Origin of the sequence: Aneurinibacillus migulanus (assembly GCF_001274715.1) — a bacterium.
Lineage (GTDB): Bacteria > Bacillota > Bacilli > Aneurinibacillales > Aneurinibacillaceae > Aneurinibacillus > Aneurinibacillus migulanus.
The window spans coordinates 994138-1010704 of sequence record NZ_LGUG01000004.1 but is presented as its reverse complement, the minus strand read 5'-3'; the positions used below and the strand labels follow the sequence as shown (position 1 = coordinate 1010704).

25 protein-coding genes and 2 pseudogenes are annotated in these 16567 nt (G+C 40.6%); 8 read left to right on the top strand and 19 right to left on the bottom strand.

The features are described 5' to 3' along the window. Positions 1-39: 39 nt before the first annotated feature. From AF333_RS37345 to AF333_RS06565, 18 genes and pseudogenes are all read right to left on the bottom strand, one after another. A partial coding sequence (locus AF333_RS37345; RefSeq protein ID WP_407638632.1) for a DnaB-like helicase N-terminal domain-containing protein occupies positions 40-628 on the bottom strand: 589 nt, incomplete at its 3' end. After that, positions 625-1356, bottom strand: coding sequence for an ATP-binding protein (locus AF333_RS06635; RefSeq protein WP_052812263.1), 732 nt, complete (start codon positions 1354-1356; stop codon positions 625-627). The genes AF333_RS06635 and AF333_RS37345, both read right to left, overlap by 4 nt. Beyond that, positions 1304-2125 (bottom strand): DnaD domain-containing protein, encoded by an 822-nt coding sequence (locus AF333_RS06630; protein ID WP_080787867.1) that lies wholly within the window; start codon positions 2123-2125, stop codon positions 1304-1306. Before AF333_RS06630 ends, AF333_RS06635 begins: the two co-directional genes overlap by 53 nt. An 11-nt stretch (positions 2126-2136) precedes the next feature. Next, positions 2137-2284, bottom strand: a pseudogene (locus AF333_RS34110) (DUF6906 family protein). Between the two features lie 48 nt (positions 2285-2332). Continuing rightward, entirely contained in the window at positions 2333-2938 is a 606-nt protein-coding gene (locus tag AF333_RS06625; protein ID WP_043067434.1) for a 3'-5' exonuclease, read from the bottom strand. 9 nt (positions 2939-2947) lie between these two features. After that, complete coding sequence (gene recT / locus AF333_RS06620) at positions 2948-3829, bottom strand: recombination protein RecT (protein ID WP_043067433.1); 882 nt, start codon at positions 3827-3829, stop codon at positions 2948-2950. 14 nt (positions 3830-3843) lie between these two features. Next, positions 3844-4845 (bottom strand): YqaJ viral recombinase family nuclease, encoded by a 1002-nt coding sequence (locus AF333_RS06615; RefSeq protein WP_052812258.1) that lies wholly within the window; start codon positions 4843-4845, stop codon positions 3844-3846. A gap of 88 nt (positions 4846-4933) precedes the next feature. Beyond that, positions 4934-5149, bottom strand: coding sequence for a hypothetical protein (locus AF333_RS06610; protein ID WP_043067432.1), 216 nt, complete (start codon positions 5147-5149; stop codon positions 4934-4936). Positions 5150-5236: 87 nt separating this feature from the next. After that, positions 5237-5455: a hypothetical protein gene (locus tag AF333_RS06605; protein ID WP_043067431.1), complete on the bottom strand. Its 219-nt coding sequence runs from the start codon at positions 5453-5455 to the stop codon at positions 5237-5239. A gap of 101 nt (positions 5456-5556) precedes the next feature. Next, positions 5557-5718, bottom strand: a complete 162-nt coding sequence (locus tag AF333_RS33495) for a hypothetical protein (protein ID WP_158502498.1) — start codon at positions 5716-5718, stop codon at positions 5557-5559. Positions 5719-5733: 15 nt separating this feature from the next. After that, a complete protein-coding gene (locus tag AF333_RS06600) occupies positions 5734-6021 on the bottom strand; it encodes a hypothetical protein (RefSeq protein ID WP_139188920.1) in 288 nt (95 codons plus the stop codon). Then, complete coding sequence (locus AF333_RS06595; RefSeq protein ID WP_052812255.1) at positions 6021-6377, bottom strand: DUF1642 domain-containing protein; 357 nt, start codon at positions 6375-6377, stop codon at positions 6021-6023. Before AF333_RS06595 ends, AF333_RS06600 begins: the two co-directional genes overlap by 1 nt. A gap of 166 nt (positions 6378-6543) precedes the next feature. Beyond that, entirely contained in the window at positions 6544-6858 is a 315-nt protein-coding gene (locus AF333_RS06590) for a hypothetical protein (protein WP_043067429.1), read from the bottom strand. Between the two features lie 18 nt (positions 6859-6876). After that, positions 6877-7125 (bottom strand): helix-turn-helix domain-containing protein, encoded by a 249-nt coding sequence (locus AF333_RS06585; protein ID WP_043067428.1) that lies wholly within the window; start codon positions 7123-7125, stop codon positions 6877-6879. A 129-nt stretch (positions 7126-7254) separates the two neighbouring features. Then, positions 7255-7434, bottom strand: coding sequence for a hypothetical protein (locus AF333_RS06580; protein WP_043067427.1), 180 nt, complete (start codon positions 7432-7434; stop codon positions 7255-7257). 53 nt (positions 7435-7487) lie between these two features. Next, positions 7488-7712: a hypothetical protein gene (locus AF333_RS06575; RefSeq protein WP_043067426.1), complete on the bottom strand. Its 225-nt coding sequence runs from the start codon at positions 7710-7712 to the stop codon at positions 7488-7490. A 59-nt stretch (positions 7713-7771) separates the two neighbouring features. Beyond that, positions 7772-8512, bottom strand: coding sequence for an ORF6N domain-containing protein (locus AF333_RS06570; protein WP_043067425.1), 741 nt, complete (start codon positions 8510-8512; stop codon positions 7772-7774). Between the two features lie 31 nt (positions 8513-8543). Beyond that, a complete protein-coding gene (locus tag AF333_RS06565) occupies positions 8544-8795 on the bottom strand; it encodes a helix-turn-helix domain-containing protein (protein ID WP_043067424.1) in 252 nt (83 codons plus the stop codon). 163 nt (positions 8796-8958) lie between these two features. Here AF333_RS06565 and AF333_RS06560 point away from each other — a divergent pair, with 163 nt between their 5' ends. From AF333_RS06560 to AF333_RS06540, 5 genes are all read left to right on the top strand, one after another. Continuing rightward, on the top strand, positions 8959-9339 hold the full coding sequence (locus AF333_RS06560) for a helix-turn-helix domain-containing protein (protein WP_043067423.1): 381 nt from the start codon (positions 8959-8961) through the stop codon (positions 9337-9339). A 95-nt stretch (positions 9340-9434) separates the two neighbouring features. Further along, entirely contained in the window at positions 9435-10001 is a 567-nt protein-coding gene (locus tag AF333_RS06555; protein ID WP_052812253.1) for a hypothetical protein, read from the top strand. A gap of 127 nt (positions 10002-10128) precedes the next feature. Then, complete coding sequence (locus tag AF333_RS06550) at positions 10129-10707, top strand: ImmA/IrrE family metallo-endopeptidase (RefSeq protein ID WP_052812250.1); 579 nt, start codon at positions 10129-10131, stop codon at positions 10705-10707. A 73-nt stretch (positions 10708-10780) separates the two neighbouring features. Beyond that, on the top strand, positions 10781-11644 hold the full coding sequence (locus AF333_RS31555; RefSeq protein WP_043067422.1) for a thermonuclease family protein: 864 nt from the start codon (positions 10781-10783) through the stop codon (positions 11642-11644). 361 nt (positions 11645-12005) lie between these two features. Continuing rightward, positions 12006-13520, top strand: a complete 1515-nt coding sequence (locus tag AF333_RS06540; RefSeq protein WP_043067421.1) for a Kelch repeat-containing protein — start codon at positions 12006-12008, stop codon at positions 13518-13520. Positions 13521-13600: 80 nt separating this feature from the next. On the opposite strand, the pseudogene AF333_RS06535 reads toward AF333_RS06540, so the two are convergent. Further along, positions 13601-13841: pseudogene (locus AF333_RS06535) on the bottom strand (AbrB/MazE/SpoVT family DNA-binding domain-containing protein). A gap of 313 nt (positions 13842-14154) precedes the next feature. On the opposite strand from AF333_RS06535, the gene AF333_RS06530 reads away from it, so the two are divergent. The 3 genes from AF333_RS06530 (at position 14155) to AF333_RS06525 (ending at position 16377) form a co-directional block, all read left to right on the top strand. Next, a complete protein-coding gene (locus AF333_RS06530) occupies positions 14155-14832 on the top strand; it encodes a thermonuclease family protein (protein WP_043067420.1) in 678 nt (225 codons plus the stop codon). A 123-nt stretch (positions 14833-14955) separates the two neighbouring features. Next, a complete protein-coding gene (locus AF333_RS33490; RefSeq protein WP_158502497.1) occupies positions 14956-15132 on the top strand; it encodes a hypothetical protein in 177 nt (58 codons plus the stop codon). A 417-nt stretch (positions 15133-15549) separates the two neighbouring features. Beyond that, on the top strand, positions 15550-16377 hold the full coding sequence (locus AF333_RS06525; protein ID WP_043067419.1) for a hypothetical protein: 828 nt from the start codon (positions 15550-15552) through the stop codon (positions 16375-16377). The last annotated feature ends 190 nt before the right edge of the window (positions 16378-16567 follow it).

Sequence of the window (16567 nt, the reverse complement as noted above, 5' to 3'; positions counted from 1 at the left end):
ATGCTAGGTCCCACGACTTCGCTTTCTTCGTCAGATGGNCTAAATCAGGCATACCTGTCATGATGCTAGGTCCCACGACTTCGCTTTCTTCGTCACCCCAGATGGTTTGTTCGAGCTCGTCCGTATGCTCCATCAGAATGTCATGTACCGAGCGCATAGTGTTTTTCGCTTGACTCTCGCCAATTTCGGCGAGCGTTTCTGTGGCCTTGGTAATCGTGCGCTGGATTTCATCAGAGTCCAGCATCCGGCTCATGTTTGCCATCTGAATAAGCTCATATCCTGCTTTCATGGCCTTACGTACACCGTCTGCCTGCACTAGACGCTCAGCCAGTGGCTTCATTTCCCAGATAGCGATATCGATTGCCATGTTTGTAAGCTTCATCACATCGACACCGAGCTTTTCCATCATCGGCAACATGTTTGCTAGGTTCGCAGGCTCTTCGCCACCTTCCCAGCGTCTTAGTGCCTCCTTGTACAGCTTCCGGTATTTACTGGTGTAGAAATGGCATGGGAGCAGAAATCCGGCTACTTCTTCAATGGCCTGATCGTCGCTCAGCATCCGGGCGAGGACCTGTTCCTCAGCTTCCGGTTCGACAAGAAGGGAAGTGTCTTGATTTACATCACTCATTCGCCTGCCCTCCTCAGTCCACGGCGTCGATAATCTTCACCGATTACCTGAAGTGTTTCTGTGTCCTGCATCAAGCGCGACATGTTTCGCTCACCAATTTGTTTTTCAAGCTGCTTACCACTCAGGTTCGTGGTGTAAATCGTGTGTTTCCCAAGTCGGCTTTCCACCACTTCAAACACCTTGGATTCTGTCCAATCTGTGCCATTCTCTGCACCGATATCGTCTAGCACCAAGCAATCTACTTGCTCGATTACTTCCAACAATTCCAACTCGCTATACTCGCTTTCACGGTTGTACGTGGACCTGATTTTTGTGAGCAGCTTCGGTGTCGAGATGTAAATGCAGGTATATCCGTTTTCAATCAACCGATTCTGAATAGACTTTGCTAGATGCGATTTTCCGACACCATAAGGTCCAGTCATAAGCAAGTTGCTTGATTCTTCTGGGTCAAAGAAATCCGCATATTCCCAGCACTTCTGCTTAGCCCATACTTGACTTTTATTTCCTGGTCGGTAGTTATCGAAAGTGGCCGGTAATAGTTTTTTGGGTATCAGGCTGTTTTCATCAAAAATACGTTGTAGCTTCGCCCGTTTGGCTGCCGCATTGTCTTTTAAGATTTGTTGTACCAGTGCCCGGTCTTCTTCTTCGCGTTGCCGTCTGAAGTCTTCCAGCGCCTTAGAATCCATAATCATATTTGGTTTCTGAAGGAATTCCCTCACGCTTTTCATCCCGTTCCTCCTTCGGTAATCGAACTAGCTTTTTCTCTTTTTCCGCAGCTGCTTCCGCTTTCTTTTGTCGGAACTGTTCAACAGTACGTATGTTTTTGTTTAAGCACTCCTGAAGGATTCTTTCCAGATAGGCCCAAGAGCGTTTCTCGTAAATAGCAGCTTCTTGAATGGCAGCTATCATAATCGCTTCCGGTTCGTCGAAGTAGTCATTATCTAACCAGTCAATCATCTTGTCTCGAATGGTGTCTGTGAATCTCCCTATCTCCTGTTCATAAACAGCAATTGGATTTTCTTTTACGTGCGCCTCTGTATGAGTAGGAGTAGTATTATTATTAAATTCTTTAATTCTTAAATTCTTGTTTGTGACAAGTTGCTGACAAGTTGCTGTCAAAGAGCTGTCAAAGTTGTTGTCAGGTTCTTCTTCCTTACCTTGGTAAAAGTCCCAATTCGTAAGGGTTACAACCGAAAATTTGTTGTTAGATTCTATGTTAAGATTTCCCCATGTTTCTAAGCGCTTTAACCAAGACCATAAAGTGGTCCCAGGCACCTTTTGTTTCGGCTTTAGTCCTCGATTGTACTCTTCTTCCAAGGCAAATCTTCCGGTGATAAATTGTCCTGGTAGCAGTTGAATTTCCGTTTTATCGACCAGTTGTTTCGTAGATTTATGAGCAGCTTTCATCAAGCAAATTGTCCATAAGCGAAAAAGAAAAGGATCCTGATAGACAGGGCTTTCGATGACTTTCCTGTGAAGTTTTATCCATCCATTCATAAAGAACGCCCCTATGCCGGTATAATCCGTTCCCTGTTGGTTTCCCGATGTACCAAGTGAAGCTTGCCCGGCAGATTTTTGGTGACAAGCCAGTTCTCCGGGTTCAGTCGTACAGCTTTCCAGCTTCTGTTTTCGCGTCGGCCTCTTTCCATTCTTCATAGAGTTTCCCCCTCATATTTGATAGAGAGGAGCGCTAAGCGCCCCTTCTTACTTCCCTATAGCTACCAACTCAGCATGTACTGGAACACCCTTTGGTGGTCCATACTTTGTGAAATAATATAGTTTGTTTTTAAAGCCCATGGCATCGCCATATTCCTTGTTCAACTTGTGCAGCAGATTTCCGGTTGCCCGTACATCGTTTAACGCCCTGTGCGCCCCGTCTAGCCTAATTTCAAGCTTCTCGCACATATCTACCAACTTGTGTGACTGATACGGGAAATGCTCAATGCAGAGCGCCCTTGTATCAATAAATTCGTTTGTTGGCTCTGCATATCCATATTCCCGGCATTTTTCTAACAAGAAAGCCAGGTCAAACGCTGCATTATGGGCAACCAAAAGACTATCACCAAAAAACTGTTTAAAAAACGGGAGTGCTTCCCATAAAGTAGGTTGTCCCTTTACTTCCTCATCCGTGATGCCTGTTAGGTTTGTAATGAACTCAGGAACTTCGCGCTCTGGGTCAATCAGTAGAGAAAAGGTTCCGACCTGCTTTCCATTTCGAATCCGAATAGCTGCAATCTCAATGATGGTATCTTCTGTTGGACTCAGGCCCGTTGTTTCAAAATCGAAAATGGTTGTATTTTGAAATGGCATATTGACCTCCTACAGCTTTCCTTCATCGAATTCTTTTGCTACCTTTGCCAGCTCGTCTTCTTCACCTTCTGGCTGCTTCCCCGCTGGTGCAGGCTCGTCCATCCGAATATCTTCTGCAAAGACTCCCTCGGCCTCTATCTCGTCGCTGTAGACACTTTTCGGCTCGCTGGTAATATCTTTACGCACTGTTTCGTCCTGCGCCATGCTTTGCATGACTTCTATGCTGATAGGTAAGAACTTGAACATATGACGAACGACTGTTTTCATAGCCATTTCTTCATAATCTGTTTGCCAAGGGCCCTTACTGTAAGATTTAGAACGAAGCTTCCGCTTTTCGATTTCTTCCTTTGGCATAAATTCGAACTGGTAGCCACCGTCATTGAAGTGGGCGACCGCGTATGCTCCGATAAATTCACCACGTTCTTTCATGGCCGGTGTGTGCTGCAAATCAGGATTAAGGCCATATTTGTAAGAAAACTCATCATTCTCATATACAGGATGAGCGTAAATGCTTTTGATATTTCCAGACCGACGTGCTAGATCAATCATGCCTTTATAACCAATGATGAAGGTTGCTTCCTTACCATATGGAATGATGTAGCAATGTCCTAATAGTCCCGGCTCCAAGCCAAGTTGTGCAGCCTGCATAACAGCGCCGAGTAAAGAAGGCATACTGCAATTCATCAAGGCCGGATTGGTGCGAATAGTCGTGAGAGAAATACGAGTAAGCCTATCTACATCCATATGCTTGGGTAGTGCCTTTTCGATTTCAGGAGCCATCTTTTGAAGATAAGCACCAATCGTTTGTGCTGGCGTCGGAGGAGCTACATTCGTTCCCTTCGCTTTATCTTGTAATTTGGAAGTTAATTTACCTTCGTTTTTCACTGCCATAAGTATGCCTCCAGTTATTGAGTAATTAAGAATCTACGCGACGTACTTGACTTCAGGAATTGTTCATAGATATCTGGGTGGGCTTCTTTCAGTGCCTTGCTATCCACCGTATTGCGTGTGACTGGCTTCCAGGAAACAATGTGTTCTGAAGCTATTCCCTTTTCATATTCACCGATTAATGATTTAAGCTGATTCTCTGCCTTTTGCTTTTTAGCTTTAGCAGCCTTCATTTCCTCATCAGCCTGTTGCCAGTCAATAATCAACTGGTTAGCCTCTTCCGGCAGCTCTGTCTCACTCTTTGGCTTCGCATCGGGATACATCGTGCTTAGTAAATTACTCGATGCATCCGATCCGTCCATCATGGGTGGGATTTTAGTTAATACATGCTGATGCCAGAAGTTGCCGCAAATTTTTACAATGGCCTCTATGATTTGCTCATTTCGATACACAACCGGAAACTGCCTATACTTGTTTCCGCCAATTAAGACTGCAAATGCACCCCAATCCAAGCCAGTAACGTACAGATACCATTGCAACTGAAGCTGATAGGCTTCTGGGACGTTTTCATCTTCCCAAAGGTCCTTTTGGTACTCATTTGTTGTCTTGCATTCCAGCACACCCTTACCGCGCTCTTTATCGATGATGAATCGATCGATATTCGCAAGCGCCCATTCATTCTCTGGGTGCTGAAGCATGGCATTGCATCGTTGTACCTTAAGCCCGGTCCGTTTGGCGTATTCTCTGGCAACCGTATCCTCGTTAATCCGGCCCCAATACATCGATTCGTTATCTTCTTGAGGTGCTAACTGACCGAGTTTGTCGAGGTATACTTTCATTGGCGAACTCCATTTTGTTTCTTCGCAAATACCAGCAACATCACTGCCTGTGATGCCTTTACGTCGCCATTGCAGCCATTCTTCTTGAGGCATGTCCAACGTATTGACTAGCCGAATAGCGTGCGTTCCTAGCTCAATCCGGCGTTGTTGGCCGTCCGTCGCGTAAGCTACGTTACTCATAGTCAACCTCCTATTTGATTTTCAAGGTTCAATCGTGGTACATTGATAAAAAGTGTTTGTTAAGTGACCTGTTAGCGCAGGTCATTTTTTATTTCTTTTGTTGCCTTGGTTCACATGTTGTCACCATTCTGCTTTCACTTCTTGCATGAATATTTCTCGTAGCAGAAATGGTTTGGATAGCTTCGAAAAATTCTTCCTCACTCCATTTCATGCTTTTCGCATGTTCTATAAGAGACTTTGCGTTTTCGACTTTCTTAAGTGCCTTTTCCAGTTGATCATCAAGGACTTCCTCAATAGCTTTCACTACTCTCACCATCCCTTCCAGCCTGTCTCATCAGTAGCAGGAGGCTATTCCTGCTAGACCGGGCGCCACAATGGGCGCTGGTTTCGACTATTTATAAAAAACAAGGATTGCAGCATTCCCACCAACCCTGCAAATAGGCTGATTATCAGAATCGAAAGCTGTATATTCGGTGTAAAAAACTCCTTCGTCATCATCTGCTCCGGTATTTCTGATTTCAGTTACACCATCTTTTCCTACTTTTATATGGTGGTAGCACCCTTCGTTATAAAGAACTTCAATAGAATCAATAACTCGCTTGTTTTCCATCGTTATCCCTCCGATTGATTTTTGATAGGGTCAGTGCTATTCTAAAAGTGAACTTTTACCAAGTTTCCTTTACTCATGGCCCGCCTGCTCGCGGGCTATTTTTATTGTCCTGGTTTGTAGATAATAAGTGCTTCATCAGCATTACAACCGAATTTGATATCAATGATTGCAGCAGTAGGATTCGCCGCTAACCAGTGATTGATATGCTTTTCAATATTTCCGGATACGTGATAAACTCTGATTTCATTTGCTGTTCCGAGCATTTTCTTCACCTCCTCTCAAATGACAGCCCGTTTATAAGATTCATAGTCTGCTGGTCTGTCACACCAATAGTTGCCCACGTTATCGTTAGGCTCCGAAAAGTCCATGTTGTCCACTTCGATAGTTTCCTGAATGATTGGTTCAATCAGAATCCTATCTAGCAGCTCCTCAGCCTTTTCCCAGCCGACCTCATCAATCAAGATTCGTTCCACCATATCCTCATCCAAACGACGGCCAAGTTTCTGCCTGACTAGGAGTGTATCAACTACAGCGTCGATGACGGTGTTTAGGCTTGCTGTCTGCATCATGCGTTTATCCCTTCAATCTTGATACCGAGCATAATTAGGATGTTTCTTGCACCTACTCGTTCATTTGAAAGTGCCACTGCTTTACCTCTGTTGTCTTTAGCCGCAGCTTCATTCATCAAATGTTCTAGCGTTTCATAATAATCCAGTGCCCTTTCTTCTGGAGTTTTTTCGATTTCATAACCGTATTCCCAAGCCTTCATAAGTAAAGAAGGTGTGAAATTCTCTCTTGTAGCGACCATTGCCTTATCTTGTGCCGTATGCCAGTGTGTCAAAAAATTAGCGATATCATCTGTACCGTCCTTGATAGACTCAATGATTTCGGCCTGTTTTTTCGTCAACTTCACTTTCTCCATGCTTTCACCCCTTACAAATCGTTATCATCGTCTTGCACGCTGTCGCACTTAGCGCATACAAACTCCATCAATTCATCGATGTATTCGAGTTCGTGCCATCCGCAACACTGACAACTATTCATAAGACACCTCACTTTCTATGCACTCTAAGTNATTTGATTAGCGTCTAGGCCGTGAATGTGTTCCCGCACATCGCGGCTTTTTTCTTTGCAAGAAAATGTGATAATTCGTGGTAGCGTTGTAAACTCAGTTTGTGATAGGACCATGCTGCCTGATAGCCTTTCTCTTCCCCAGCCGCCTTGTACGCTTCAGCCAACTCTTCGTACTCCTTGGCTTCCTGCTTTGCCTCTTTCATCTCCAGTTCGATTCGATTCAGTTCCAGACGATATTGATAAGCTTCGTTCTGTTCGGCATCCATCAAGCTCATATCGTAGCCTGCTGTCCGTTCTAACACTTCCTGCATACGCATGTTCCAGTTCATTTAAAGACAGCTCCTTTCTTATCCGCCCAACAAACTCATAATGTTTTGTATCATCCCAAGTCCGTCCATCCCATATAAAAACGCGACGACGACCTCGTTTGCTTGTGTAGCCTTAGCCCATTCAATGAGTGTTTGTGCATCCAGCGCCTTCTTGTCGTTTTCTAATTTCGATATGCAGCTTCGGGAACGATGAAGCTTTTCTGCGATTTCTTCTTGTGACAAGCCAGCACGTTCCCGACATGCTTGGAGTATGGCTCCGAATTTCATCTCGACTATCCCCCTTTCGTTCTAAATTGGAACAGACGATATTTTTAAAGCGATATATGATGAAAATAGAAGGTGTTGAAAGCGAGCCTTATTTATTTTTCAAGGATTCAGGAGGACTAAAGTAATCGCTCATACCGACTCACCTCCCTTCGCTTGCCGGACTCGTTTGTGTACACGTTGAGCAGCTTCTAACAATGCATCTAGGTCACGTTGTTTCTGCTCTGGTGTACGCTGACTTAGTGCCTGATCAACACCTTGCTTTAGCTCTTCGCTCTCTTTGCGAAGTGATTCAGCTTGTTGAGGGGTCATGACGTTTCCTCCTATTCAGTTTTTTGCAGCTTGTCCTAACATGTAGCTCCCTTTCAGGAGCCATCCTGCTTTGAATCTTGTAAACATCTTGCGATTGCTGGATTTACACGCGCTCGGAATTCCTTTTCTGGAATCCGATGTAAGAATACTTTCACATTGGTGTTTCCGTCCTTGCCCTCGTAATCTGGCTTACGTTCTGACTTAGTTTTATCCATCCCCACATCACCCGGTACATCTATATGCGAGTGGACAGAGCGGACAACATTCTGATTTTTCAAGAGGTTAACCTCCTTTCCATCTGAGGTTGTTTTTGGTAATCAAGATGTGTAAAAAAAAATTAGGCTACTAACTTAGGTCGCCACGCTTGAATGAAAAGCAATAGTTGGTTGAACTCTGAGCGACGTACATCTTTATAGCTAGCGACAGCAAAGCAGTCTTTAATTGTCCTATGGATTTCTGAAAACAATCGTTTACGTTCCTTTTCAAGGTCCGGTACAATCACTTCGCCACCATCAAAACCAAGTTGCTTGTATACGACTTGTTCAGCTAGTTCGTACACACGCTTTGCGATTTCCTTTTGCACCTTGCGCTGTTCACCACTGTGCAGAGTAATTTGTTCGTCTACCTTGCGTTCTACTTCATCAATGCGTTGAATGATTTGTTCCTGGTTCTCTACAAGGTCAGCCGTTGTACGAAGAAGTGTCACAAGTGCTTGGTCTTTTGAAAGAGGAACAACATTGTTGCTCTTTTTAACTTGGTAGTAATCATCGACAAGCATTTCATAAGCTTCCCAAGCTTTGTCGGTGTTGAGTGATTTGGCATGCATCCAAGCACCTTTTTCCGTCCAGAGATACATTTTGCTTACTCTGTTGACTGATACGGAATTTCCGTACTGGTCGCCAAACTCTTTTAGGTCATCGCCTTGCAGTAAGAAAAAATGCTTACCTTCTGTGTACCTTTCTTTATTAGCGTTGAAGTTTTCAGATACACGACGATTATCAGTTCCGTAAGCTTCTGCTAATTGAGCTGTTGTTAACACACGCTGTCCTTTGTGTTGAATAATTTGAAGTTGATTCATGGGTTTACTCCTTTCATTTTTGTAAGTGTAGTTAGGCTAAATTTAAATTTGCCATTTTGGCAATATCTTTTTCAAAAAAAAGCTCTGTGATAGACACTTGAAGTATATCAGCAACTCTTGCTAACGTTTCAGCAGGGAACTTCCCTCTTCCTATCTCAAGGTAATAATAGCCATTTGGGCTTTCATATCCAAGCATTTTCGCCATTTCATCTAAGGATATGCCCTTTTCTTTTCGAAGAGATTTTATTTTTTCCAGGTTAACTTTTTTGGGTTTAGATAGCATTGATACCACCTCCTTTTGCCAATTCGGTAACTATTGATTTAATAATATATTGCCATTTTGGTAATGTCAACATCAATTTTACCTTTTTGGCAAATTTGTTTTTTACCGATTCGGTAAATGGTACAATCAGGATAATTAAACTAAAAGTCTGGTGATACATATAATGAGTGTCTTAGGAAAGAGAATTAAATATCTAAGAGAAAAAAATAACTTCTCACAAAAACGATTAGCAGAATCACTTGGTATCACCAATGTTCAACTTTCCCGCTACGAAACAGGGGATCGAAATCCCGATCCTGACACCATTAAAAAAATCGCTGATTTCTTTGAGGTTTCAACTGATTATCTTCTTGGTCGTACTGATAATCCATCTTCTAAAAATAATGAAGACGATTCAAATATCAACGTTGCTTTTTATAATGGATTGAAAGACCTTGATGATTTAGAACCGGATGAGCGACAATTTATTTTGGATATGGTTGAGGATACTGTAGCTCGATTTAAAAAGAGAAAAGCGGAATTAAAAGCAAAGAAAAAGAAATAACCCTGCCTGACCAACTGGACAAGCAGGGCATTATTATAGACATCAGAGAAAATTATTACATAAATATAAAGGTATATAAAAAGGGAGAAATGGAAATGAAAAAAGTTCTAGCAACAGCATTAACCATAGGATTGGCATTATCGCTATCTGCTTGCAGTACTGAAGAAAAACCATCTAATTCTGCAACGCAGCAAAGTCAAACTGCTCCAACCGAAAAACCATCTAATTCTACAGCGCAGCAAAGTCAACCTGCTCCAATCGAAAAACCAAAGCCCGCTAACGCCAGTGAGGTGGTTAAATCAATGAAAGAATCAGGGCTACACATCGGAAAAACAGAAACTTATACAGCATCCAACGACCCTAACAACTTGCTTGGCCGTCCTGGTCAATACACAAGTAAGGTAAACTTTGTTGATACTAGCATTAAAACCGATGTAATCAATTCAATAGAAGTTACAAACGGCGGATCTGTTGAAATGTTTGATAATGAAGAAGATGCTAAGAATCGATATGACTATATTTCCGGTATCGCAAAGAAAATGGGTGGTCCGTTTTCAGAATATGATTATCTTGAGGGGAAAGTACTAATTCGTGTTTCAAAAGAGTTTACACCTGATCAAGCCAAGAGATACGAAAAGGCACTAAAGGATATTTTTAAGTAAATCTTCTCCCCTTCTAAACAGAAATACTAGGGGGAATCAACCGAAGTTACTGCCGAGGGATAAGCCATCCTCTGGCTCTTTTTTTACACCAAAACACAAACATATGTACTGTTAAGGGAGAGGTACTATGCTGAAATACTATACAAAAACTATGCTTGAGACCTGGATCGAGGAACAATACAAACAAAAAGGCATTTTATCTCCAAATGATTTAACAATAGAAAAGATATGTACAGAGTTTTGTATAGAGATTGAATACACAGAAGGCATTTGTAGTGTGGTATGGGATGAAGAATTAATCATCGTATATTTAAATCAAAATTTATCATTGCAGGAACAAAAAGAAGCATTTTTTCATGAGCTTTGTCATCCGCTTCGTCATGTAGTAGACCAACGAAATCGGCATCCGATATTCCAAGGGCTTATTGAGCTTCAGGAAGAACAAGCAAGGAATTTTCAACCCTATGCAACCATCCCCTTCTTTATGGTTGAACAACTAGAACTACCAAGCAGAGATACACAAATCGCTGGGTTGCTTGCGCAAACGTTCAACACAACTTACCTTTTTGCATACCAACGCTGGGAACAAATTAAAAGACGTATCTTCCGAGGGGTATTCGATGAGAGAATTAAATCTTATTTAAAGATAAAAGAGCAAGCTTTTGTAGGATTCAAGAAAGAATACAATAAATTTTTTTATCGTTAAAACAGAACATTTCTATATTCATCACGGAATTCTAGAAGAATAGTCGAAAATATATTAAAAGAGGAGATTCATTATGAAAAAGAAAACACCTTTACTAACAGGATTAATAGTACTGTTAATGGCTCTTACTGCTTGTTCAACAAATACAGCTAAACAGCCTGACGTCCAGACTAACTCTCAACAACAGGCAACTAAAGTTACAGCAGCAGCTCCACCAGCTGCAGCAACTGCAACTCAGGCAACAACAGCACCAAAGCAATCAGCTCCTGCGCCTCAGCAGACAGCAACCGGTAAACTTATACCAGCCAAAATTGTATCCGTTACAGATGGCGATACGATGAAGGTTGAGTTAAACGGAAAGAAAGAAACGGTCCGTCTGCTACTAGTGGATACGCCAGAAACGAAGCACCCAAGCAAACCGGTACAGCCATTCGGACCGGAGGCCTCTGCCTTCGCAAAACAAATACTGAAAGAAGGCAAAGAGGTTCAGATTGAGATCGATGTATCTGAGAGAGACAAATACGGCCGCCTACTTGCGTATCTATGGGTGGACGGAAAGATGTTCAATGAAATGCTACTAGAGAAAGGCTTAGCACGTGTAGCATATGTCTATCCACCAAATATAAAATATGTGGACCAGTTCCGTGCTATTCAAAAGAAAGCCCAAACAGCAGGCGTTGGCATCTGGTCGATTGAGAACTATGCACAAGAGGACGGTTTTCACCCCAAGGAAGCTGCTACAAAAAAGGCAGAACCTACAAAGCAACAATCTGAAAAGCCTGTAGCAGAAACTCAAAAACCAACTGCATCTTCTTCTAATATACAGTATAAGAATTGTACAGAAGCGAGAGCAGCTGGAGTAACACCAATTCATGAAGGCGAACCAGGGTACAGCCGAAAGCTAGACCGTGATGGAGATGGTGTTGCTTGCGAATAATTGAAAAGCCCTTCCTGGGCTCTTCTTTTTAACCACAAAACAGAACAAACATTCTTATATCAAACAAGAATAGCATGAGGTACACATATCAACTAACTAATTTAAAATTCTAGATATCTCGTTTGTATCACAATCTAAATACCTATTTCGGAATGGTATGTCTACACTTTTAGCAAGAAAACCATATCTTTAGTAACGAATCATGGTATATTTTACTCATGGGATATATAACTAAAAAAGTATATTTTATTCCAAACAACTTACATAAAAGGAGAGAATTTATGTTCAAAGAAAAATTAATAGCTTTACTAACTACGTAATGCAAGAAAACAATTTTTTATACTAGGGGAGCTTAAGAAAAGTGAAGAAGAAAAATGTATTTTCCTTACTACTATGTTTTATTTTTTTATTTACTAGTCCTGTTTACGCTGAAGATTTAGGAAACTGGGAGTTCAGAGCTGATATTTCTATTGCGAGATATGGAAATGCTACCATTTCAGAAAACGGTAAGATTTATAATATAGGTGGATATTATCATAATAATGGTGTTAAATATGCAAGTAACGTCGATGAATACGATCCTTCAACTGATAAATGGATAGTAAAATCTAATCTACCTAAACCAAGAGCTATCATGGGTATTGCTTCTGTAAATCATAAAATTTATATTTTTGGAGGTTTAGAAAACGGTACTCCTGTAAAAACGGTAGAAGAATACGACCCTGTAACTAATAGCTGGAGTAAAAAAGCTGATATGTCTACTGCAAAGTATGGAATGGGTGTAGCTGTAGTAGATAATAAAATTTATGTTATAGGAGGTCAGAACGGTCGTAACTTTTTCAACACTGTAGAAGAATACGATCCACTTACTGATACTTGGACTAAAAAGGCTGACATGCCTTCTGCTAGATCAGGAAGCGCCGTAACATTCAACCAAAAAATTTATATGATTGGTGGTGCTAATACAAACGGCTCATATAACGTTCCTTTAAAAACAGTAGAAGAATATGATCCACTTACTGATACTTGGACTAAGAAAACTGACATGCCTATCGCAAAAGGTGCTCCTGCCGTTGCAATCCACGATAAAATCTATGTTATTGGAGGATTTGTTATTTCTCGTGGTTCTAACTCATATTCTGATTCTACAAGTACCGTAGAGGAATACACCCCTTCAAGCGATACTTGGAGAACAGTTAAAAGCTTGAATGTAGCTAGATATAACCATAGTGCAACGGTATTAAACGATAAAATCTATGCTGTTGCTGGTGCTAAAACCGGAAGCGGCTCAGTTAGTTATTTAAAATCAACAGAAGTTTTTACGCCACCTGTAACAACTCCAGATACTGTGGAAATTAACCTAACAGCATCTGCTGGTAACTCTGTAGTAAACCTGAACTGGGAAACAGATATTAATGCCTCAGGCTATGTTGTAAAAAGATCAACAACTCCTGGTGGACCATATGAAGTAATTGCTAATAACGTAACAGATAAATCATATGTAGATAACAAAGTGCAGAACGGAACAACATACTACTATGTAGTAACTGCACTGGAAAACGGTACAGAAACTAAGACTTCTAACGAAGCATCTGCGACACCGACAGCAGGTGGTTCAACAGGACCTGATCCTGATATAAAGGGCAATCGTGCTTTACTAGTTATTACGATGACAAATGCAAACCGTAAAGAATATGATATGTCTGCTGACGAGATAAAAGCCTTTATCAACTGGTATAATGGACGCACAAACGGTTCTGGCTTAAAATATTATGTCATTAACAAAAACTATAATATCGGTCCATTCTCCAGCAGAAAAGATCATATTGTTTTCGATCAAATATCTGATTTTGAAGTAATGGAATACAATAAATAGTAAGTAAATTACAATATGTATCAGCAAAAGATAAACACAGAAAAAGCTACCTGGCTTTACTCACCTGGTAGCTTTTTTTCTTATTTGCATTTAGCTATCTCTTCTTGGCAATTTCCGCAGATCAACTTTCCTTTAAACTCTTTCACATCATCCATTGAATTACAGAATGAACATGCCGGCTGATACTTGCGCAGAATTACCACCGTCTACAAAAATCTCCAATCCGTCCTTTTCAGCAATCCCTAACGTACGACGTAATTCAACTGGCAATACTATTCGCCCTAACTCGTCCATTTTACGAACAACACCTGTTGCTTTCATTGCTATCCCCTCACCTTCATTTTCTTGATTCCATACTAAATCATCCATTAATTGGAATAAAGTGCAAAAAATGCACCACCTGTGAAAGTAAGGTATATCATTTGTATCATTTTGTCGAAACTTGTCTAATCTTTAGACCTAGTACATTTATCATCCCTGAGTTACAATAAAATGGAGTTGATTTCCTGAAAAAGAAAATTCAAGGTGTGAAAACATAACATTACCCGTGAATAAAACCATTACTTAGGCTCCCATGTAAGGGGGCTTTTTTTACAAAAGAAATTAACTCAACAATCATCTTAAGGAGGACTTTATGAAAAAGATACTTGCACTCATGATCATGCTAGGACTGGTAGCAGCTCCACTATCCGCTTCTGCTCACCCTGGTCGGACTGACGCAAACGGAGGTCACACTTGTCGGACAAACTGTGCTAAATGGGGATTAAAAGACGGAGAATATCACTATCATAATGGGGGAAGTACAAAAACAACGTCTGCCCCTACCACCAAAGCAACACAACCAGCTCCTACAAAGCCGGCTACAACTAAGCCTGCTCAAAACAAACTTCCTGGTACCCTGAAAGTTACGGTTACGAAAGTTGTCGATGGAGATACGTTTAAAGCAAAGATCAATGGCAAGGAAGAAAGCATTCGTTTGATTGGTATCGATACGCCAGAGACAGTTCATCCAAACAAACCGGTACAGCCATATGGTCCAGAAGCCTCTGCTTACACAAAGAAACGCTTAGATGGTCAAACAGTTACGCTTGAATTTGATGTTCAACAGCGTGATAAATATGGCCGTCTACTGGCTTACGTATGGTTAGGTAATGCGAAGAATCCAAAAGCTGAAATGCTGAATCAGACGCTTGTGAAAGAAGGGTATGCCCAGGTCGCTACGTTCCCACCGAATGTGAAGTATACAGATAGCTTTGTGAAGCTCCAAAAGCAGGCACGAGATGCTGAAAAAGGACTTTGGGCAAAGAAATAAAAGGTCAGTTAAAGATCATACACAAATTATAAACAACAAACGACATCTGGACGATATAGTCATTGGTGTCGTTCTGTCCTTTTATAGAGTTTTATTCACTATAAAATTCTGAGGTGATGGGATATGCAGCAAATCACTCTTATCATTGATGCTGAGAAGTTGCGTGAAGTCGTATTGCATCTTGTAGAGGAAGTCGTGCGTGAACCCACCCACAGCCAGAAGAAAAAACATGTGAATAAGACAGAGTTTCATTTTGCATTGCAGAAGAAGTTACTTGATCTAGCCCCTATCTTCTGCTGATATGGAAAAAAAAACATCCTGTACCAAACAAGAGAGAACATGGTCGACCGGATCGGATTGATATCGCCTAGTGGAGCATAGCTGCTGCTCGGCAGCTGATTGCTGTATTTGGGATTGATTCTGCTATCCGTACGAAATCATTAAAGAAAATATTAGACTCAACCTGTCCCTACCGCTTCTAGATATATTATGGTAGCAAAGGTGCGCGAGAAGTTATTGAAACGTTAGATACGGAAAAGAAGATTACTATTATTGATTTCTCAGTGACTTTTGAAAAAAAGGCGAAAAAAAGTTCTGGAATTAAACGAGAAAATTTTATTTGAATTTTAATCTATTTATATATAGAACTCACAGTGATTTGCTTCGCAAAAATAGTTATGAAACATAGACATTGTTGTAAAAAAGGAGAGAATTTCATTGCTTGAGCAGTTTTTGGCTTGGGTTGTCGCCAATCCATATTTCGCTTTAGCTACTGCAGTAGCTGGTATAATCAGTTTGATTCTAACAGTCAAAGCACGTCCTCAAAAAAAACCACGATACTTGATAACTGGCAAAAATATCATCCGTGATTATCAAAAGGGTATTGAGGAACTTGAAATCACATGTAAAGGTGAACCAGTTTCTAACCTGACTGTAACTAAAATTATGATATGGAATAAAGGTAACCAAACAATTGATAAAAGCGATATAACCGAAAAAGCCCCCTTGAGAATAAACATATCTGATGGTTTTGAAATATTAGTTCACACTAAAATTTTTGAAAAGGATCCCGTCAATAATTTTACAATCAGGGAAGCCCCAGATAAGTCCCATCTTCTTATTGATTTTGATTATCTTGATAAAAATGATGGAGCCACTATACAACTGTTTCATACTGCACCTTCATCAGTTCATATTAAAGTTGAGGGAAAAGTAAAAGGTGGTGGTGAAATAAAAAATGGCTCTTTTCTTTCGGCTTGGGCAAGAAAGGCTGTATCAAAAGATACTCTTTTCAGTAGGTTTATTAATTTCTGGATTAAACATGAACGCAAAATTGATCGGACCCTTTACGGTATTATGGGGGTGTTTCTGATCCTTCTAGATACATTTATGATCATTATAAATATTATTAGTGCCTTTCTTAACCCAAGCAAACTAATCTCATTTAATGAACTTTTAGCTATGTTTTTGTTTGGAATTATTGGATTTTTGCTTATTAAAAGTTCAAAAACGAATGGGTTTGATAGTTTTTATGATGATTTTTAAGTAAGAATTTTAATTGCAATGTACATTAATCCGAAAAATCCTTTTCAGTTTTTTTTAAAAATATTTACCATTCTATATCTTCGGTGCTTTCTTATATTACAATGTACATTTACGAGATGTAAAGCTTGAGTAATTCATCAACTAGGTAAAATGTGGTATCATAGATACTATATCAAACACAACTTTAATA